Source organism: Actinomadura hibisca NBRC 15177, assembly GCF_001552635.1.
GTDB classification, from domain to species: Bacteria; Actinomycetota; Actinomycetes; order Streptosporangiales; family Streptosporangiaceae; genus Spirillospora; species Spirillospora hibisca.
Genome location: NZ_BCRO01000001.1, coordinates 71,268 through 91,304 on the forward strand (window position 1 = coordinate 71,268; position 20,037 = coordinate 91,304).

Sequence of the window (20,037 nt, forward strand, 5' to 3'; positions counted from 1 at the left end):
TCCGGCCTCGAAGTCGTGGCCGTCCGGCACGCGCGCCTCCGGCCGGGCCGGGTAGGGGCCCGGCCGGAGGCGGCGGCGTCAGCCCTTGGCGCGGTGCAGCACCTGGAGTTCGGTGAAGCCGTACAGGCCCCACGGCCCGTTCTCGACGCCGACGCCGCTCCACTTGAAGCCGCCGAACGGCTGGTGCGGCGCGAGCGCCAGGTGGGTGTTGGCCCAGGCGGTGCCGCAGTCGAGCCGGGCGGCGACCTCGGCGGCGCGCTCGGGGTCGCCGCTCCACACCGAGCCCGACAGGCCGAAGTGCGTGCCGTTGGCGCGGGCGAGGGCCTCGTCCAGGTCGCGGTAGGCGATGACCGGCAGCGCCGGGCCGAACTGCTCCTCGTCCACGATGCGGGCGCCGTCGGCGACGTCGGCGAGGATCGTGGGCTCGAAGAAGTAGCCGGGGCCGTCCACCGCCTTGCCGCCCGCCGCCGCGCGGGCCCCGCCCGCGACGGCCTCGGCGACCAGCTCGCCGACCCGCTCGAACTGCGGCCGGTTGTTGACCGGGCCGTACTGCACGCCCTCGGTGAAGCCGTCGCCGACCCGGGCCGCGCGGGCGTGCTCGGCCAGCGCCTCCACGACGTCGCCGTACAGCGCCTCGGGCACGTACACCCGCTTGATCGCCGAGCAGACCTGGCCGTTGTTCTGGAACGCCGCGCCGAACAGCTTGCCCGCGACCGCGGCGGGGTCGGCGTCGTCCAGCAGGATCGCCGGGTCGTTGCCGCCCAGCTCCAGCGTGACGCGCTTGAGGTCGGGGGCGGCGGAGGCGGCCACGCGCTTGCCGGTGGCGACGCTGCCGGTGAAGCTGATCTTGCGGGGGACCGGGTGGGAGGTCATCCACGCGCCCAGCTCGTCGCCGCCGGTGACGACGTTGAACACCCCGGGCGGCAGCACCTCGCGCAGCGCCTCGCCCAGCAGCAGGCTGGACAGCGGCGTGTAGGGGGACGGCTTCAGCACCATCGTGTTGCCCGCCAGCAGCGCCGGGGCCAGCTTCCAGATCGCCAGCAGCAGCGGGTAGTTCCACGGCGTGATGGCCGCGACCACGCCCATCGGCCGCCGCACCACCTCCACGAAGGCCCGCTCGTCGTCCTGGATGACCTCGCGCGGCAGCTCCAGGTCGGCGAAGTACTTGATCCAGACGCCGGCGCCGACGACCTCCATCGTCGCCTCGGGCAGCGGCTTGCCCTGCTCCAGCGTGAGGACCCGGCCGATCTCCTCCGAGCGGGCGAACATCAGGTCGGCGGCCGCGTGCAGCGCCTTGCGGCGCGCGCCCTCGTCGGCGCGCCAGGCGGGGTAGGCCGCCAGCGCGGCGGCCATCGCCTGGTCGAGCTGCTCGCGCGAGGCGTCGGGCGCCTGCCCGGCCACCTCGCCGGTCGCGGGGTTGACCACGCCGAACGTGCCGGGCGCGGCCACCGGCCGGCCGTCGATGGTCATCGTGAGGTCGGGCAGCGTGTACTCGGGCACCGTGGGTCCTCCTCGTCGAGGCGAATACCGAACGACGTTCAGTATTCACCCGGAGGCGGGACCGGACCAGCCCTGCGGAGCCGCCGCCCGCCGGACACGGTGGGAGACACGGCGCCGACATGGGTCCGCCCGCCGGAGAGAGGGTGTCCGGCGGGCGGTGCCTTGCGGGATCGGGGACGGGCCGGGGTCAGGACTCCAGGATCCGGTCCAGGAAGTGGCGGTAGCCGCGCAGCGCGAGGCGGAGCCGCTCGGTGTCGGGGCGCTCGTCCTTCTCGGTGCGCCAGTGCTCGTCGAGGGAGCGCTTGTGGTTGGCCAGGGCCTGGCCGAGGGCGTTGACGACCTCGGCCGACAGCTCGTCGGCGCGCTGGACGGCGTCGTGCGGGTCGTCCACGAACCCCGACTGCACCTCGTGCCAGCGCTCCCGGAAGCGGGCGGCGTCGGACGCCTCCAGCAGGCGCTCCAGCCGCAGCTCGCCGCCGTTGTCGGGCACGCCGCCGCGCTGCCCGGCGTGCTGCCCGGCGTGCTGCCCGGCGCGCTGTCCCTCCGCCTGCTCCGCGCCGCGCTCGTGCGCGCCGGGCCGGGGTTCGGGGAAGCTGGTGGCGACCTCGTCGCGGCCGCCCTCCGGACGGGTGCCCTCGGGGCGGGTGCTCTCGGGCGCCGCGCCGAGCGCTCCGGCAGGGGTCCCGGCGGGTCCGCCGGCGGGGACGCCGCTCGGCGTGCCCCCGGGCGGGGGCGGGCCGCCGAGGTGCCCGGCGGGGGCGGAGCCCGCGACGTGGGTGTCGCCGGTCGCGGCCGGTCGGGCGGCCGGGTCGCCTGCGGGTCGGTCCTTGTCGTGGTTGCGCACGGTCAGCTCCTCGGGGTCTGCTCGTCGTCGTGGCGGTCACCGGTCGGCGCGGTGCTCTCGCGGCCGGTGCGCCCGTGCTCGGCGCGCTCGTGCTCGGTGGGCCGGTGCTCGGTGGGCCCGTGCTCGGTCCCGGCCGGGGCGGGGGCGGCGCTCCGCTCGTCGGCGGGCACCCGCAGCAGGTCCTCGAACAGCGCCCGGTAGTGCACCATCGCCTGGCGCAGGTCCTCGGTCGTGGCCTCCTTGCCGGCCGCGCGGGCGCTGATCTCGTGGCCGCGCCGGTAGTGGTCCAGGGTGCGGCCGTGCTCCACCGACAGGTGGGTGACCTTCTCGTCGAAGCCGCCGGTCGGGTAGCCGCGGTCGCCCATCACGACCGTGACCAGCCGGTCGGCCTGCTCGACCGCGCTCTCGGGCGCGTCCACGAACTGCTCCTGGACGTGGGTCCACTGCTCGCGGTACTGCTCGCGCTGGGCGGGCTCCAGCTCGCGCAGCTCCAGCTCCTGGTGCCGCTGCTCGCGCGACATCAGCTCCTTCTCGGCGGCGCCACGGTTGCCGTGGCGCTCCAGGGCGCGGTCGTACTCGGAGCCGAAACGTTGCCGCAGCCGCCGCGAGCGGGCCCGGGTCCACACCAGGTAGCCCGCGCCCGCCACGGCGACGATGACGACGATGACGACGACGACCATGACGGCGGTAGACATCCTGCCTCCAACATGGGTCGGAACGAATGCCTCGCCGATGCCCTCACAATCGGCATCAAAACGGACCATGCGCCCGCGGGCGGGCCCGGATGTGGCCGCCCGGTCAGCTCCCCTGCGGGAAGACGCAGGTCAGCGCCTTGATCCTAGTGCGGTCGCCGTACCCGGCCCGCTGGAGAACCCGCAGTCCGCGCCGGTCACGCGGGGTGACGCAGGCGGCGACGACCCCGGTCCGGGCCAGCGCCTGCCGCATCGTGGCCGGATCCGGCTTGCGGCTGCCGGGCGAGCGCACCGCCTCGGTGAGCATCAGCCGGTCGTCGATGAACGCGCGCGGCGCGGGCAACATCTTCAGGTAGTGCGTGTTGGGGTTGGCCGCCTGAATGTCGGTCGTCAACATCGGCGTCACCCGCATGAACGGCTGCGGCATCACCAGCACGCCCTCGTGCACGCCCCTGCGCTCCACAGTGCGCAGCACCTCGGCGGTGGTGACCTTCTCGACCTTGGCCAGCTTGTAGGTCGGGCGGGCCTCCACCACCGTGCCGGTCCGCCACGACCACAGCGGCGTGCCGCCCAGCACCAGGCAGGCCGCGACCACGATCGCCGGGACCGCCGCGACCGCGACCCGGACGGCCCGGCCCCGCCCGGCGGGCGCGGGCAGCGTCGCCGCCAGCCCGATCAGCACCGGGATCGGGACGATCCACAGGGTGCGCCACAACACCTGCCCGGCGCCGGTGACGTCCCGCAGGACCTCCAGCACGCCCGGGACCAGCAGCACGGTCGTGACCGCGCCGATCCCCGCCACCAGCAGCGCCGGGACGCCCGGCCGGGCCGTCCACGGGCCCGCCCACAGCGCGGCCCCGGCCAGCACGCCCAGCATGCCGCTCAGCATGATCCACCCGTAGGTGGCACGGGCGTCGTGGAAGTCGCCCAGCACGCTGATGTTGTCGTGCAGCAGCACCACCGTCGCACCCGACAACACCGGGTAGGCCAGCGCCGCGCACGCGCCGGCCGCCGCGCCGAGGCGGCGGGTGAGCAGCAGCGGGCCGACGGCCGCCGCCACCGCCAGCGGGATGACGAACGCCGCCGAGGAGGTCAGGCCGACCGCAGTGACGCCGGTGGCCGCGAGCATCAGCAGCCGGGTCCGGGACGACCCCTCGGTCCAGCGGGTCAGGTAGACGTACAGCAGCGGGATCAGCACCGAGAGCATCATCGCCTTGCCCTGCCACATGCGCAGCAGGTGGAACGAGCCCAGCGAGGCGGCGCCGGGGCCCGACCACAGCAGGTAGACCGCGCCGAGCGCGAAGCACAGCGGCGCGCGCCGCGCCGACCAGGTCCGCGCGAGCCGCCACAGCGACCAGACCGCCAGGAACACCACGCCGGGCAGCATCGCGTACCAGAGCAGGGACGAGGCGTGCAGGCCCAGGACGCGGGCGACCGCGCCGACCAGCACCTCGACCGAGGAGACCGGCGGCTCGCCCGCGATCGGCCCCGTCGTCTGCCGGGAGAAGATGACGTCGCCGGCCGGGATCCGCCCGGTGGCGGCGGTGGCGACCGAGCGGGAGACGAAGAAGGTGTCGTCGCCGTCGGTGTTCACGAAGAACAGCGAGGCGACCGCGAAGCCCAACCCGGTGACCAGCGCGACGGGCGAACCCCAGCGCGCGGTGGCGGCCTCCTCGCGCTCGGCCGCCGCCAGCTCCTCGGCGTCGGTGCGGCCGATCCGGCCGCGGAACACCGCGTAGGCGGTGGCGGCCACGCTGACCACGCCGAGGACGCAGGCCAGGGCCCACGGCGCGCCGTCCTGGGTCAGCCCGGCGCAGACGCCCGCGCCGATGCCCGCGACGACCGCCGTGACGGGCACGGCGCGCGGCACGCCCGCCACGCGTCCCGGCCACTCGCGCGGCCGGGGCGCGTCCTCGGGGCGCAGGTACAGGTACAGGCCGGTGAGCGCGGCGGCGGCGACCGCCCAGCCGGCCAGCAGGGCCCACGTCGGCGGCTCCAGGAGCAGGCCGAGGTGGTACACCAGCGTCCAGAGGGCGAAGGCGAGCACGACCCCGTCGCCCACCCCGTCCAGGGCGCGGGTGAGGAGGTCGTTCGCGGGCCGGCGGCCGCCGCCCGGGGCGGGGACGGGGCCGGCGGTGCGGTCGTCCACGTGGATCATGCTGGTGCTCTTCCCCTCGGAGCGGCGGCCGGGTGCGGCGCCGCCGATTAGGTGATCTTCCTTGTGGGACGTTCCACCTGAACGCCGGGTTCACAGACGCTGAACATTCATGAGCTGGGAAAGTGGCTCACTGTAGCGCCGATATCCGCCCGATAAACGGCTAATCGGAGTGATGTGCCGCCGGGTGCGGGGCCCGCGTGTTGTGATGGACGGAGATCGCCGGACGGGGATCGCCACCGGTCCCGCCCCGACCATGGAGGTGCGCCGATGCGCCACGCCTTCGGCCTGCTGCTGGGCGTCCTGCTCACCCCGGCGCTGCTGTACGGCGCCGCCTGGGGGTACGTCCAGGCGGGCCAGTCCTTCGACGGGACCGGCCAGCTGATCACCGACCGCACCCGCGTCTACGGGGCGTTCGCGCTGCTGGCGGCGGCCGGGCTGGTGATGGGCGTGGTCATCGTGGCGCGGTGGGCCTCGCCGCTGGTGTCGCTGGTGCCCGCGCTGGCGCTGCTCGGCCTGTCGGCGGGGTTCCTCGCCGACCCGGGCCGCGTCCTGGACCTGCCGGGCCGCGTCCCGCCCGCCGGGGACCTGGACTTCGGGCTGCGGATGTTGCTGGGCTCGGGCGTGTACGCGCTGATGGGCTTCGCGCTGCTGACGCCGACCTGGGCGCCGCGCCGCTGGGGACGGCCCCGGGACCACGACGAGGAACCGGCCTTCCCCGAGTACTCCCCGGTGACCGGCCGCTGACCGCCCGGCCGGCTGGCTGGTCGGACGGCCACCGGGTCGACCGCCCGGCCATCTGGCTGACTGCCCGGCCGCCCGGCCGGTACGCCGGTCAGCTCGCCGGCGGGTCCGCAGATGAACTCGCGGGCCGGTCCACCGGTCAGGTCGCGGGGCCGCCCGCCGGGCGTCCGGCGGCGGGCTCGTAGGGCCGGTCGCCCCGGTACAGCCCGGCCAGCACCTCCTCGATGTCGGCCTCGCCCAGGCTGATGTCCACCACCTCGTGGTGCTCGGCGATCGCCGCCACCACCGCCGCCGCGTTCGCCGAGCGCGGCAGCCGCAACCACTGGCGCGGCCCGGCCACCCGCTCCACCACCACGCCGGGCACCGACGCGGGCGGCGTCACCGGCGGGCCCGGCCGGGCCAGGTCCACCACCAGCACGCGGTCGGCGTCCACGGTGGCGCGCAGCCGCGCCAGCCCGCCGTCGTAGGCCAGCCGCCCGTGGTCGATGATCAGCACCCGGTCGCACAACCGCTCGATGTCGCCGAGGTCGTGCGTGGTGAGCAGGACCGTGGTGCCGCGCTCGGCGTTCAGCCGCTCCAGGAAGCCCCGCACGGTGGCCTTGCTGACCACGTCCAGCCCGATCGTCGGCTCGTCCAGCACCAGCAGCTCGGGGTCGTGCAGCAGCGCGGCGGCGAGGTCGCCGCGCATCCGCTGGCCCAGGCTGAGCTGCCGCACCGGCGTGTCCAGGAACGGCCCCAGCTCCAGCAACGCGGTCAGCTCCGCCAGCCGCGTCCGGTGCGCGCCCGCCTCCACGCGGTACAGGTGCCGGATCAGCGTGAGGCTGTCGCGCAGCGGCAGGTCCCACCAGAGCGTGGTCCGCTGGCCGAACACCACGCCGATCCTCCGGGCGAGCGCGGTGCGGTGCCGGGCGGGTTCCAGCCCGGCCACCCGCACCCGGCCCGAGGTCGGCGTCAGGATGCCGGTCAGCATCTTGATGGTGGTGCTCTTGCCCGCGCCGTTGGGCCCGAGGTAGCCGACGAACTCGCCCGGCGCCACCGTGAAGCTCACCCCGTCCACCGCGCGCCGCTCGGTGCGCTCGCGCCGCAACCGCCCGGTCCGCCGCCGCACCGTGAAGGTCTTGACGGCGTCCTCGACCTCGATCATCGTCCTCAACTCCCCGTCGACCGGTAGTGCCGCAGGCCCGTCCGCCACGCCAGCGCCGCCGCCGCGCACACCGCCGCGGCCGCCACCGGCGCGGCGAACCGCAGCGCCGCCGGCAGGCCGAGCGGGTCGGGGCGGTCCAGCACGTACAGGGTGGGTTGCCAGTTCACGAACGCCAGCGGGATGACGAAGGTGACGCCGCGCACGAAGTCCCGGGCGAACACCGTCATCGGGTACTGGGTGAGGAACGCCCCGCCGTAGGTGACCGACTTGGTGGCCGCGTGCACGTCGATCAGCACGAACTGCACCGCCGCCGTCAGCACCCACAACCCACCGAACAGCACCGCGCCCGTCACGATCATCGCGGGGACCATCGCGACCCGGCCCGGCGTCCAGGAGACCTCCAGCGCGGGCAGCGACAGCGCCAGCGCGCCCAGCGCCGGGACCAGCTTGCCCAGCCGGCGCGGCGAGAAGTCCTCGGTCGCGATCTGCACCAGCGGGCTGACCGGCCGCACCAGCATCGCGTCCAGGGAACCTTCGCGGATGTGCCGGCCCAAGCGCTCGGTGGTGCCGAGGGCCAAGTCGGCCAACCCGAACGACGTCGTGGCTGTTCCGTAGAGGAACACGACCTCGGCGACGGTGAAGCCCGCGATGCGCGGCGCGTTCGCGTACAACAACGCGATCCCGGCCAGGTCCAGCGCGCCGACCACCGCCGTGGCCAGCCCGAGCAGCACCAGCGACACCGGGTACTGCGCGGCCGCCCGCGTCCAGGTCCAGACCAGCAGGAGGTACGTCCGCAGCACCGCGCCTGGCTCAGCCACCGTGGATCACCAGCTTCCGCCGGGCGGCGGCCGTCAGCGCCCGCCCGGCCAGCAGCAGCGCCGCCGCCCACGCCGCCTGGAACCCCAGCGCGGCGGCGAGGTCCGCGCCGGTGCGCTTGCCGAGGAACACGTCGGCCGGGACCTGGACCAGCGCCGCCCACGGCAGCGCGCGGGCGACCTCGCCCAGCGCCCCCGGGAAGATCACCAGCGGCACGATCATGCCGGAGAAGAACATCGACAACACCAGCTGCACCGCGTTCAGCCCCCGGTCGTCGTGCACCCAGAACACCGCCAGCGCCCCCAGGTAGCGCAGCCCGAACCCCACCAGCACCGCCAGCAGCGTCGAGAGCAGGAACGCCGCCAGCAGGCCCGGCCCCGGCGTCCGCAGCGGGAACAGCAGCGCCCCGGCCAGCAGCGGCGGCCCGGCGCGCAGCAGCAATGTCGCGGCGGCCCGCGCCAGGTCGTCGGCCAGCCACCAGCCCTGGAGGTCGACGGGCCGGTGCAGGTCCACCGCCACCGCCCCGGACCGGATGCGCTCCGACAGCTCCATCCCGCCGAAGATCTGCACCGGGCCGATCAGCGCCTGGGTGAGGAAGCAGAAGGTGACCGCGTCGGTGACGTCGTAGCCGCCCAGCGACGGCCGGACGCGCCACAGCGCGATGAGGATGTAGGCGCGGATGAAGCCGAACGCCACGTTGGACAGGGCCTCGGCCAGGGCGCTGACGGGGTAGGCGGTGTGCCGGCGGAACGCGTACCACGCCACCCAAGGAAGAACGCCCACTTGCCGAGAGCATAGGCAACGGCCCCGGCCCGGTCCATGGGTTTTCCACGCGGCGCGTTCCGGCGGGGCCGGGAAAAGCGGCGGGCCCCGGAGAATGCCCATGCCCCGGGGCCCTGAGTTTCCGCTCGCATGCGCACGCCGGCGGCGTTTAAGGGAACGGATCAGTCCTTAGTTCGCCGTGCTCAGCCACTGAGCCACGGGACCACGGAGAGGTCCCGACGGGATTCGAACCCGCGTGCGGCGGATGCCGTCCGTCCCCGCTCGATCCGGCGATGAGCGGAGAATGCTGATTCTGGAGCGAGAGCCTGAGCTTGACGCGGCTGCCTCTACCGTAGGGCCGCCCCGTGAACGGGGCCGCACCGATTGGGCCACCCGGGCCCGAGTGCCCGGTGAGGGATTCGAACCCCCAACTGTCGCCGACTGTTCAGACTGAGCTTCATCCTCAGCTTCACGTCCCGTCTCCGGGACGCACCCCCCGCGCTCCAGCGGGGGAGTCCGTTGATTCAGTTGTCCCGCCCGAACAGGTACGCGAACACCGCGTCACCCGCCTTGACGTCGTCCACCTCCGCGGCGTTGGCCTCCTCGCGGGCGAACTTGACCGCCGCCTGGAGGCGCTCCACCCGGTCGCGCAGCTCGTTGACGCGCCGCGCGGGCATCGCCCCGGAGAAGGACACCTTCGTCCAGGTTCCCACGATGACGTCCTCGGTGTACATCTCCACCTGGGCGGGGTGCTCCTTGGTCGCCTCGTACAGCACGTGGCTGCGCGGGACCTTCTTGGTGCGGGCGGTCTCCACCGGGTCGGTGCGCCACACGTCCTGGCTCTCGTCGTAGCTCCAGGACTCCCCGGCGTCCAGCACCGGCAGCTTGTCCACCAGCGTGCGCAGGTCGGTGAGCTGCTTCTCCAGGAACAGCAGGTAGGTCACCGGCACGCCGGACAGCAGCGTGCGGCCGTCCACGACGACGTCGGCGGTCGCGGCGCGGTTGGCCCAGTCCTTGGTGGCGACCACGTCGAACAGCCGGGTCAGGGACGCGGCGACCTCGCGCAGCACGTCCTCGGCCTTGAGCTGGACCTTGGTGGACTCGGGCGGCAACGACTCGCCCTCCTCGTCGCGCGGCCGGTAGGCGCGCGACAGGCCCGACAGCAGCGCGGGCTTCTGCAGGCCCTGGTAGGCGTCGGTGAGCTCCCGCTGCGTGCGGGACTTCACGCCCTTCTCGACGGCGATGATCTGGTTGAGCCTGGCCATGCGCGGCGCGCCCCCTCCTCGTTCCTGGTGATCGCCAAGGTAGTGGGAAGGGGCGCGTCCGCGCATCTCGTTTACGCCGTTATGCCGCTGTATGCGCCGTTACGGCAGCGGGGGCTTGCCGGTGGAGTAGATCCAGGTCTGGAAGAAGGCGTCCAGGTCCTGGCCCGCGACCTTCTCGGCGAGCGCGGTGAACTGCTCGGTGGTGGCGTTGGAGTGCCGGTACCTGGTGGCCCAGGTGCGCAGCAGCGTGAAGAACCGCTCGTCGCCGATCTTCTCGCGCAGGAACTGGAGCACCATCGCGCCGCCGCTGTAGACGCGCTGGTTGAACATGGTGTCGCGCTGCGGGTCGGCGATCTGCACCGACCAGAACGGCCGCCCGGCCGGGTCGGGGAACGGCCGCGAGTTGTAGGTGGTGCGGGCGGCGTCGTAGACCTTGACGCCGCCGTGCCGCTCGGCCCACCACTGCTGCGACCAGGTGGCGAAGCTCTCGTTCAGCCAGATGTCCTTCCAGCGGGCCGGGGAGACGCTGTCGCCGAACCACTGGTGCGCCAGCTCGTGCGCGATGGTGCCGGTGTTGCGGACGGCCGAGTAGACCGGCTTGCCCTGGGTCTCCAGGGAGAAGCCGAGCGGCTCGCCGTTGTAGCGGGCGTCGTCGGCGATCGCGCCGGTGGTGTTGAACGGGTAGGGGCCCCACGTCCTGGACCAGAGGTCGGTGGCCTCGCTGGTGGTGTTGAAGAAGAAGTCCACCGCGTCGGGCTGGGCGGCGATGAGCGCCGGGTCGACCGCGGTGTAGTTGGGCGTGCCGAGCGGCGTGCGGCCCGTCTTGATCTTCCACTTGCCGATGTCGATGGTGGTCAGGTAGGTCGCCATGGGGCTGTCCTCGACCCACCTGAACACGTTGGCCTTGGTGGCCGCGCGGCGGCGGCTGAAGGAGGCGTTCTGCGCCGAGCGGCTCTTCAGCCGGCCGTTGGCGATCGCCTCCAGGCCCGCCGGGACCTTGATCGTGTAGTCGTAGGTGGCCTTGTCCGACGGGTGGTCGTTGGAGGGGAACCACGTCGAGGCGCCGTTGGGCTCGCCGCCGACGAACGCGCCGTCGGGGGTGTGCAGGAAGCCGTAGGGGGAGCCGAACACGATCGGGGAGCCCACGATGGTCTGCGGCACGCCGCCGTAGGTGATCGTGGTCTTGAAGGTGCGGCCCTTGCGCAGGCCCTTGCGCGGGGTGATGACGAGCTCGGTGCCGCGCCGCTTGAAGTCGGCCTTGGCGCGGTCGACCTTGACGCGCTCGACGTCCATGCCGCTGAGGTCGAGGTTGAACGACGACAGGTCCTGGGTGGCGCGGGCGGTCAGCGTCACCGTGCCGTCGAGCTGGTCGTAGTCGGGGTCGTAGGCGAGGTCGAGCGAGTAGTGCAGCGCGTCGTAGCCGCCGTTGCCGAGGTTCGGGAAGTAGCTGTCGCCGACGCCGGGGGCGCCGGGCGCGTAGCGGCCCCGCTCGGCCGCGGTGGCGGCGGGGGCCAGGGCGACCGCGCACACGGCGGCCAGCGCCACGGGTAGGGCGCGGCCGGTGAGCCGGGGGCGGGATCGGGATTGGCGGTGGCCCATCGCGAGATCCTCTCCGTCGAGTGATCGAAAACGTGCCCACATTGCCGCTCTTGTAGTGAAAAGTCGATAGCCGCGCCGGATGTGGACAGGAGCGTCGCCGGGGCCACCTCCTGTCACCCTCCTACCGCGCTCGCGCGTCGGGGGTCTTGCGTGACGGGGGCCACACACGTGAGAATCCTTCACATTCTTGTGGAGGAGGTCTCATGGGCACCGCACGCATCCGCTGGGACGTGCTGCTGGGCACGCTGGTGCTGGCCGACGTGCTGGGCGTCTTCCTGCCCTCGCTGATCACGCTGGTCGGCAGCGCGGGGGAGACCCCGGCCGAGGTCATGGGCGCGTACGCGCTGTCGTGGTTCGTCGCCGCGTTCCTGACCGTCCCGCTCGCCCGGCTCGTGCCGGCGCGGCGGCTGGCGCTCGGGGCGGGGGCGGCGCTGATCGTCGCGCGGGCCGCGCTCCAGTTCACCGACGGCGACGGTCCGCAGCTGTACGCCGCGAGCCTCGGGCTGCTGGCCGGGCTGGTCTGGCTCACCGCGACCGCGCAGGCCGGGGCCGCCGGACCGGCGATGACGGGCCTGGTGGGGGGCCTGGCGCTGGCGACGGCGCTGCATGCGGCGCTGGAGGGGATCGACGTGGTGTGGCGCGGCGGGCCGCTGCCGTGGCTCGTCCTGATCGTCTACCTGGCGCTGTTCGGCCTCGCTCTCTGGCGGCGGTCCGACGACGGCCCCGGCGCGGCCCGCATGTGGCTCGCGGCCGGACCCGCGTTGCTGCTGTGGGGCCTGTACACCGGCAACAGCGCGCACGCCCAGGCCAGCGCGGGCTGGCCGGGCTGGGCAGCGGCGGCGCTGATCACGGGTTGCGCCGCGGCGTCGGTGGCGGTCGCGGCACAACCGCGCTTCTGGACGCGGCATCCCGCCGTCCCGGCGGTGCTGCTGGTGGTCTCGGCCTTGGGATTCGCCGTCGGCCGCGCGACGGTGGACGGCGTGCACGGCGTCGCGGCCTCCTGGACGGTCGGCGCGCAGGTGCTCGGCCAGTTCGCCCTGGCGGGCTGCCTGGGCTGGGCGGCGGCGCGGCCGGGAGCGGACCGCCCGGCGCGGCGCGGGCTGGCGATGGCGGGCGGGATGTTGCTGTTCGTCCTGCTGGTGTTCGCCTACTACTCGGCCTACGACCTGGGCGTCCCCAACCGTTGGGTGCCGGTGCTCGCGGCGCTGCTCGTGGCCGCGCCGAGCCTGGCGCGGACGGTCCGCACCGAGCGCGAGCCGGGCTTCGGCCCGTGGATCCCGGCCGCGATCGCGATATCGGTGGCGGCGGTGCTGGCCGCCCCGCTGTGGCGTCCGTCCGCACCCGCCTGGACGCCCGCGCCCGACGGCCTGCGGATCGCGGCCTACAACCTGCGCATGGGCTACGGCATGGACGGCACGATGACCGTCGAACGCCAGGCGGCGGCGCTGCGCGCCCTGCGGCCCCACATCGTGGTGCTGGGCGAGGTGGACCGGGCCTGGATGCTGAACGGCGGCCGCGACAACCTGCGGCTGCTGGCCGAACGGCTCGGCTTGCGCGCCGTCTGGGCCCCGGCGGGCGACGAGGTGTGGGGCGACGCGGTGCTGACCGACCTGCCCGTCACCCGCGTCTCCAACGCCCCGCTGGTGCGCGGCGGCCCGACCGGCGCGCAGGCGCTGCGCGTGGACGTGCGCTGGCAGGACCGCGACATCGCGGTGCTGGCGACCCACACCCAGCCGCCGACCGACTGGAGCGACCTCGGCCAGGCTGAGCAGCTCGCCGGGCTCGCCCGCGCGGCCGCCGCCGACCGGCGGGAGGTCGTGCTGGCGGGCGACCTGAACCTCCAGCCGGGCGAACGACCCTGGCACACGCTGCTGGGCGCGGGCCTGAGCGACGCGCTCGCCGCCGTCCGCCCGCTGCGGACCTTCCCGGCCGACACTCCGGACCAGCAGCTCGACCACGTGCTGGTCACCTCCGGCCTGACCGCCCGGGACGCGGTCTCGCCCGCCACCAACGCCTCCGACCACCGCCCGGTGGCGGTGACACTGACCCCGCGCGGCTGACCTGGGCCGGGGACGCCAGAAGGCCCGTCGCGGGTGTAGGACGCGACGGGCCTTCTCGCACCGGCCGAAGCCGGCAATCCTCGATGCACCTGTGGATTAGGGGAGGACCAGGGGGAAGGGTCAAGCCGTTCGACGGCCTCAGCCGTCACGCGAGTGACTAACTGTCCCGGCCGGGTGATGCCGGAGGCGAACCCGGCCGGGACAGATCGCGAAGCGATGTGGCATTCGCCAAGCTCTGGTCAAGGGGTGAGCCGCTAGGCGAACCCCTTGGGCCAGGGCTCAGAGAACTCAGTGGAACTGGCCTTCCTCGGTGGAGCCCTTGAGCGCCGTGGTGGACGAGTCCGGGGCGATGGCGGTGCTGACCAGGTCGAAGTAGCCGGTGCCGGCCTCGCGCTGGTGCTTGACGGCGGTGAAGCCGCGCTCGGCCGCCGCGAACTCGCGCTCCTGCAGCTCGACGTAGGCGGTCATGCCCTCGCGGGCGTAGCCGTAGGCCAGGTCGAACATGCCGCTGTTCAGCGAGTGGAAGCCGGCCAGCGTGATGAACTGGAACTTGAAGCCCATGTGGCCCAGCTCGCGCTGGAACTTCGCGATGGTCGCGTCGTCCAGGTGCTTCTTCCAGTTGAACGACGGCGAGCAGTTGTAGGCCAGCATCTGGTCCGGGTACTCGGCCTTGACGGCCTCGGCGAACTTGCGGGCCTGCTCCAGGTCCGGGGTGCCGGTCTCCATCCAGATGAGGTCGGAGTAGGGCGCGTAGGCCTTGGCGCGGGCGATGCAGGGCTCGATGCCGTTGCGGACCCGGTAGAAGCCCTCGGCGGTGCGGTCGCCGGTGATGAACTCGCGGTCGCGCTCGTCCACGTCCGTCGTGATCAGGGTCGCGGCCTCGGCGTCGGTCCGCGCGATGATCAGGGACGGCACGCCTGAGATGTCCGCCGCGAGGCGGGCGGTGTTCAGGGTCTTGATGTGCTGCGAGGTCGGGATGAGGACCTTGCCGCCCAGGTGGCCGCACTTCTTCTCGGAGGCCAGCTGGTCCTCCCAGTGCACGCCCGCCGCACCGGCGGCGATCATGCCCTTCATCAGCTCGAAGGCGTTGAGCACGCCGCCGAAGCCGGCCTCGGCGTCGGCCACGATCGGGGCGAGGTAGTGCGTGTCGTCGCCGCCCTCGCTCCAGGCGACCTGGTCGGCGCGCAGCAGCGCGTTGTTGATGCGGCGCACGACCTGCGGCACGGAGTTGGCCGGGTAGATCGACTGGTCGGGGTAGGTCTGGCCGGCCAGGTTGGCGTCGGCGGCGACCTGCCAGCCCGACAGGTAGATGGCCTTGAGGCCCGCCTTGACCTGCTGGACGGCCTGCATGCCGGTCAGCGCGCCGAGGGAGTGGACGTAGTCCTCCTCGTGCAGCAGCTTCCACAGGCGCTCGGCGCCGAGGCGGGCGAGGGTCTGCTCCTCCTGGACCGAACCGCGCAGCTTGACGACGTCCTCGGCCGAGTAGGTCCGCTCGATGCCGTTCCAGCGCTCGTCGTTGGCCCACTGCTGCCGCAGCTCGTCGGCTGCGCCCTTGAGGCGACTGTCGCTCATGTTCTTGCCCTTCCGTGTCGTCCCCTGGGTGCTTGACCACGACTATGCCCCGGTTGCAACCCCTTAGTGAACTCGTGGGTAACGAAAGAACTGCGAATTTTCCGCTACCATGAAGCCGTGACGACCTTGCGGCCAGAAGAACCCCTCATGTTGACGAGTGACGTAGATCTCGTCACCTTCGGGCAGCGCCTGCGTCATCTCCGGCGCAGTCGCGGCATGACCCTCTCCGACCTGGGCGAACGTGTCGGGCGCGCCCCCTCCCAGCTCTCCCTGCTGGAGAACGGGCGGCGCGAGCCGAAGTTGTCGCTGCTCCAGTCGCTGGCCTCGGCGCTGGAGGTCCCCGTCGAGGAACTTCTGCGCAAGCAGCCGCCCAGCCGCCGCGCCCAGTTGGAGATCGCGCTGGAGGAGGCCCAGCGCGACCCGCTCTACCGGACCCTCGGCCTGTCCCACCTCAAGGTGAGCAAGCGCATGCCGAACGAGGTCATCGAGCACATCCTGGCGCTGTACGGCGAGCTGCGGCGCAGCCGCACCAAGCCGACCGCCAGCCCCGAGGAGGCGCGCAAGGCCAACGCCGAGCTGCGCCGCGGGATGCACGAGCGCGGCAACTACTTCGGCGAGATCGAGCGCGTCGCCGCCCAGACGCTGGACGCGGTCGGCTACCGGGGCGGCGCGGTCTCCCAGGGCATGCTGATGACGCTGGTCAGCCACTTCGGCTTCGGCCTCCAGTACGTGCAGGACCTGCCCCGCTCGGTGCGCTCCATCACCGACCTGCGCAACCGGCGCATCTACCTGGAGCGCGAGCAGCTCGGCATGCACACCCCGCGCACGATCCTGCTCCAGACCCTCGGCCACATCGCGCTCGACCACGACGTCCCCCGCGACTTCGCCGACTTCCTCCGCCAGCGCGTGGAGGCCAACTACTTCGGCGCGGCCATGCTGATGCCCGAGCGCGCGGTGGTGCCGTTCCTGCAGGAGGCCAAGGCCAACCGCGAGCTGTCGGTGGAGGACCTCGCCGACGTGTTCGCCGTCTCCTACGAGATGGCCGCGCACCGCTTCACCAACGTCGCCACCCAGCACCTGGGCCTGCAACTGCACTTCACCAAGAACGACGAGAACGGCACCATCTACAAGGCCTACGCCAACGACGGCCTGATCTTCCCCCAGGACGAGGACGGCGCCATCGAGGGCCAGCGGATGTGCCGCGAGTGGGCCGGCCGCCACGTGTTCGACGCCTCCGACCGGTTCTCGGTCTACTACCAGTACACCGACACCCCCAAGGGCACCTACTGGTGCCTGTCGCACATCGACCCCACCCACGAGCGCGACTTCGCCATCACGCTGGGCGTGCGGTTCGAGGACTCGCGCTGGTTCCGCGGCCGCGAGACCACCAACCGCGTCCGCTCGGCCTGCCCCGACGGCGACTGCTGCCAGCGCCCGCCCAAGGAGCTGGCCGAGCGCTGGGAGGGCATGGCGTGGCCGTCGGCCCGCGCGCACTCGCACGTGTTGTCGGTGCTGCCGCCCGGCGCGTTCCCCGGCGTGGACGAGTCCGACGTGTACACGTTCCTGGACCGGCACGCCACCGGATGACCGGTGTGTTGTGCCGCTGTTAACTCTTCGGGTCGGCTGACGCGCCCACGCCCCACCGGTGCACGATCTGCGATGACATGGCGTTTCCTGGAGACGGGCCGCCGCCCGCGCAGGGTCTTCGGCGGGGCGGCCGGCCCGCACCAGCCGTCCGCACGGGAGGGGAGAGCGCGTGCTGCCTGAGGTCGCGTCGTGGATGCGCCGCCGTACCAGCGCGGCGGCCGACTGGCCGCCGCACACCCTGCTGGCCGCCAAGGGGGCGGCCCGGATCAGCGTCGTGCTGCCCGCCCGCGACGAGGAGGAGACCGTCGGCGCCATCGTCGGCGCCCTCCGCCGCGACCTGGTCGAGCGCACCCCGCTGGTGGACGAGATCGTGGTGATCGACTCCCGCTCCACCGATCGCACCGCCGCCGTCGCCGCGGCGGCCGGGGCCGAGGTCGTCGCCCAGGACGAGGTGCTGCCCGGCGAGGGCCGCCTGTCGGGCAAGGGCGAGGCGCTCTGGAAGTCGCTGGCGGTCACCACCGGCGACCTGCTGGTCTTCGTGGACGCCGACCTGCGCGGCTTCACCTCCTCCTACGTCACCGGCCTGCTCGGGCCGCTGCTGGCCGACCCCGCCGTCGGCTACGTCAAGGGCTGCTACGACCGGCCGCTGCTGACCGGCGGCGGCGCGGTCGAAGGCGGCGGCGGCCGGGTCACCGAGCTGGTCGCCCGCCCGCTGATCAACCTGCACTGGCCCCGGCTCGCCGGGGTGATGCAGCCGCTGGGCGGGGAGTACGCGGGCCGCCGCGGGCTGCTGGAGCGGCTGCCGTTCGTCACCGGCTACGGCGTGGAGCTCGGCCTGCTGCTGGACGTGTACGAGGAGGCGGGCCTGGACGCCATCGCGCAGGTGGACCTCGGCCGCCGGGTGCACTCCCACCAGAGCACCGAGGCGCTCGGCGCGATGTCGGGCCAGATCATGCTGACCGCCTGGTCGCGGCTCCAGCGGCACGGCCGGATGTTGCCGCTGGAGGCCCCGGCGACCGCGCTCACCCAGTTCCGCCGGGGCGGCGACGGCGCGGCCGAGGCGCGGGTCAGCGACGTCGGCGTGGGCGAGCGCCCGCCGATGATCGACGTGCCCGGCTACGCGGCGGCACGCCGCTCCCTGACCTCCTGAGCTGGCCCGGGACACGGGCCGCACCACGGGCCGCACCACGGGCCGCACCACGGGCGGGCCGGTCGTCCGGGCGCCCGGCGCCGGAATGTCCTATCGTTCAGGTGTGAATACAGGGGAATGGGATCAGTGGACCGCGGGGCTGGTGCCCCGGCCGGACCGGTCGGTGACCGTGATCGAACCCGAGGCCGACGGCGAGGGCTGGTGGGTCGGCGCGCCGAGCGCCGTGGCCGCCGACGGCGCGGTCTACCTCGCCTACCGGATGCGCCGCCCGCTCGGCGAGGGTCGCGGGCACGCGGTGGCGGTGGCGCGCTCGGCCGACGGTGAGCGCTTCGAGACCCTCCTGGTCATCGGCAAGGAGGAGATGGACGCCGAGTCCCTGGAGCGGCCCGCGCTGGTGCGGACCCCCGAGGGCGTCTGGCGGCTGTACCTGAGCTGCGCCACGACCGGCACCAAGCACTGGCGGGTGGAGGTGCTGGAGGCCGCCGACCCGGCCGGGTTCGACCCCCGCACCAGCCGGGTGGTGCTGCCCGGCGACGCCGCGACCGGCGTCAAGGACCCGGTGATCGTGCACCACGAGGGCCGCTGGCACCTGTGGGCCTCCTGCCACCCGCTGGCCGAGGACCACCAGGCCGACCAGATGGTCACCGACTACGCCACCAGCGACGACGGCCTGGAGTGGCGCTGGCACGGCACCGCGCTGGACCGCCGCGCGGGCAGCTGGGACGCGCGTGGCGTGCGGGTCAGCGCCGTCCGGTTCACGCCCGGCGGGATCGTCGCCGCCTACGACGGCCGCGCCAGCGCCTCGGAGAACTACGAGGAGCGGACCGGCATCGCCGTCGGCACCACCCCCGGCGCGCTCACGGCGTCGGGATCGGAGCCCTGGGGCCGCTCGCCCTACAGTCGGGGCGGCCTGCGCTACCTGGAGGTGCTGCCCACCGGCGACGGCGGCCACCGCCTCTACTACGAGATGACGCGGGCGGACGGCGCGCACGAGCTGCGCACCGAGCTGCGCGCCGGAGCCGGGGCGGGCTAGGGCGGACCCGCCCCGGCGGCTCGGCGCGGGCCAGTACGGCTCAGCGTCAGTGCGGCTCAGCGTCAGCTAAGTGCGGGTCAGCGTGAGCGGGGGCGGCCGTTGCGGGCCTGGCGCTGCCCGGCCGGACGGTCGCCCACGCGCCCGCCGCTGTCGTCGCGGGGCTTGCGCCAGTCGGCGAAGTCCTGGCCGGTGATCTTCTCCAGCAGCTCGATGTCGTCCTCGAAGTGGGGGATGAGCGCCTGGCGCTCGTCCCAGGACAGCGGCAGCCGCTGGCGGCCGTTCTCCTGGAGGGCCCGCTCCAGCGGCGAGGTGATCCGGGCGAGCGGGTGCCGGGGCAGCAGGGCGTCGGCCGCCGTGCCGATCCGCAACGTGCGGGCCAGGACGCGGTGCCGCAGCGTGGCGTCGGGATGGGCGGTGACGTTCTCGCGCGGTATCTCGCCGAGGACGCCGGTCTCCACGCCCAGGAAGTCGCAGATGCGGTCCAGCGTGGCGGCGGGCTCCCGCACCAGGGACAGGTAGCGCAGCGTCAGCACCTGCTCGCGCGGGAACAGCCGGTACAGAGCCTCCAGCTGCTCCCCGTACCGGCCGAGCCCGGTGTAGTGCCAGAAGTGCGCCCAGCCCGCGGCGATCCGGCGGGGCTCCTCCGCGCAGGCCTGCACGACGTCGCCGATCGGCTCCAGGCCCGCCGACCACAGGTGCGTCCAGTTGGAGTGGGCGCGCTCCACCGGGTCCCGCAGGACGACGATCAGCTTCACCTCCGGCACCAGGGCCCGGATGCGCTCGCGGGCGCCGGCGTCGTAGAGGTAGAACGGCGTGGACTCCCCGCGCAGGGCGCCGTCGGGCGCGCCGTCGAACAGGGCCTCGTAGTCGTCCCGGCGCCAGACGTGCTCCCGGTAGGTCTGGGCGTCGCCGGGGCCGCCCCGGGCGGGCGGCGGGCCGTCGGTGAGGAAGAACTTCGGTTCCTTCACCGGCGACAGGTACAGGCCCGGGTGGGCGGCGAGCGCGGCGTGCAGGGCGGTGGTCCCCGCTTTGGGCGCGCCGGCGACCAGGAAGTCGGGCAGTGCCATTTCCGTCTCCCGTTTCTCGGAGGAACAGCGGATCGATGGTTTACGAC

General features: G+C 73.6%; 16 protein-coding genes. 5 read left to right on the forward strand and 11 right to left on the reverse strand.

What is annotated here, in order from left to right:
- Positions 1-78 precede the first annotated feature (78 nt).
- The 4 genes from AH6_RS00320 to AH6_RS00335 form a co-directional block, all read right to left on the reverse strand.
- Complete coding sequence (locus AH6_RS00320; RefSeq protein WP_245679098.1) at positions 79-1,500, reverse strand: aldehyde dehydrogenase family protein; 1,422 nt, start codon at positions 1,498-1,500, stop codon at positions 79-81.
- A 187-nt stretch (positions 1,501-1,687) separates the two neighbouring features.
- A complete protein-coding gene (locus AH6_RS00325) occupies positions 1,688-2,344 on the reverse strand; it encodes a hypothetical protein (RefSeq protein ID WP_067471463.1) in 657 nt (218 codons plus the stop codon).
- A 2-nt stretch (positions 2,345-2,346) separates the two neighbouring features.
- Positions 2,347-3,039: a hypothetical protein gene (locus AH6_RS00330; protein WP_218005665.1), complete on the reverse strand. Its 693-nt coding sequence runs from the start codon at positions 3,037-3,039 to the stop codon at positions 2,347-2,349.
- Positions 3,040-3,142: 103 nt separating this feature from the next.
- On the reverse strand, positions 3,143-5,194 hold the full coding sequence (locus AH6_RS00335; protein ID WP_067471465.1) for a DUF6077 domain-containing protein: 2,052 nt from the start codon (positions 5,192-5,194) through the stop codon (positions 3,143-3,145).
- 267 nt (positions 5,195-5,461) lie between these two features.
- Here AH6_RS00335 and AH6_RS00340 point away from each other — a divergent pair, with 267 nt between their 5' ends.
- The gene (locus AH6_RS00340; protein WP_245679099.1) at positions 5,462-5,938 is read left to right on the forward strand and encodes a hypothetical protein; all 477 of its coding nucleotides are present in this window, start codon (positions 5,462-5,464) and stop codon (positions 5,936-5,938) included.
- Positions 5,939-6,074: 136 nt separating this feature from the next.
- Here the strand turns inward: AH6_RS00340 and AH6_RS00345 are convergent, their stop codons facing one another.
- The 5 genes from AH6_RS00345 to AH6_RS00365 form a co-directional block, all read right to left on the reverse strand.
- Positions 6,075-7,079, reverse strand: coding sequence for an ABC transporter ATP-binding protein (locus AH6_RS00345; protein WP_067471467.1), 1,005 nt, complete (start codon positions 7,077-7,079; stop codon positions 6,075-6,077).
- 5 nt (positions 7,080-7,084) lie between these two features.
- Entirely contained in the window at positions 7,085-7,897 is an 813-nt protein-coding gene (locus tag AH6_RS00350) for an ABC transporter permease (protein WP_067471471.1), read from the reverse strand.
- Positions 7,890-8,678, reverse strand: coding sequence for an ABC transporter permease (locus tag AH6_RS00355; protein WP_067471475.1), 789 nt, complete (start codon positions 8,676-8,678; stop codon positions 7,890-7,892). Before AH6_RS00355 ends, AH6_RS00350 begins: the two co-directional genes overlap by 8 nt.
- 503 nt (positions 8,679-9,181) lie before the next feature.
- Complete coding sequence (locus tag AH6_RS00360) at positions 9,182-9,922, reverse strand: DUF7873 family protein (RefSeq protein WP_067471478.1); 741 nt, start codon at positions 9,920-9,922, stop codon at positions 9,182-9,184.
- A gap of 99 nt (positions 9,923-10,021) precedes the next feature.
- Positions 10,022-11,521 carry a M1 family metallopeptidase gene (locus AH6_RS00365; protein WP_067471481.1) on the reverse strand — a complete coding sequence of 500 codons (1,500 nt, stop codon included), beginning with the start codon at positions 11,519-11,521 and terminating at the stop codon, positions 10,022-10,024.
- A gap of 203 nt (positions 11,522-11,724) precedes the next feature.
- Between AH6_RS00365 and AH6_RS00370 the strand changes: the two genes are divergently transcribed.
- Positions 11,725-13,581 carry an endonuclease/exonuclease/phosphatase family protein gene (locus AH6_RS00370; protein WP_067471484.1) on the forward strand — a complete coding sequence of 619 codons (1,857 nt, stop codon included), beginning with the start codon at positions 11,725-11,727 and terminating at the stop codon, positions 13,579-13,581.
- Positions 13,582-13,869: 288 nt separating this feature from the next.
- On the opposite strand, the gene aceA is transcribed toward AH6_RS00370, so the two are convergent.
- Positions 13,870-15,153, reverse strand: a complete 1,284-nt coding sequence (gene aceA, locus AH6_RS00375) for an isocitrate lyase (RefSeq protein ID WP_067471487.1) — start codon at positions 15,151-15,153, stop codon at positions 13,870-13,872.
- A gap of 150 nt (positions 15,154-15,303) precedes the next feature.
- Here aceA and AH6_RS00380 point away from each other — a divergent pair, with 150 nt between their 5' ends.
- The 3 genes from AH6_RS00380 (at position 15,304) to AH6_RS00390 (ending at position 18,923) form a co-directional block, all read left to right on the forward strand.
- On the forward strand, positions 15,304-16,740 hold the full coding sequence (locus AH6_RS00380) for an XRE family transcriptional regulator (protein ID WP_157431195.1): 1,437 nt from the start codon (positions 15,304-15,306) through the stop codon (positions 16,738-16,740).
- 169 nt (positions 16,741-16,909) lie between these two features.
- A complete protein-coding gene (locus AH6_RS00385; RefSeq protein WP_083982077.1) occupies positions 16,910-17,890 on the forward strand; it encodes a glucosyl-3-phosphoglycerate synthase in 981 nt (326 codons plus the stop codon).
- 163 nt (positions 17,891-18,053) lie between these two features.
- The gene (locus tag AH6_RS00390) at positions 18,054-18,923 is read left to right on the forward strand and encodes a hypothetical protein (RefSeq protein WP_245679100.1); all 870 of its coding nucleotides are present in this window, start codon (positions 18,054-18,056) and stop codon (positions 18,921-18,923) included.
- Between the two features lie 77 nt (positions 18,924-19,000).
- On the opposite strand, the gene AH6_RS00395 is transcribed toward AH6_RS00390, so the two are convergent.
- Entirely contained in the window at positions 19,001-19,990 is a 990-nt protein-coding gene (locus tag AH6_RS00395; protein ID WP_067471496.1) for a sulfotransferase family protein, read from the reverse strand.
- Positions 19,991-20,037 lie beyond the last annotated feature (47 nt).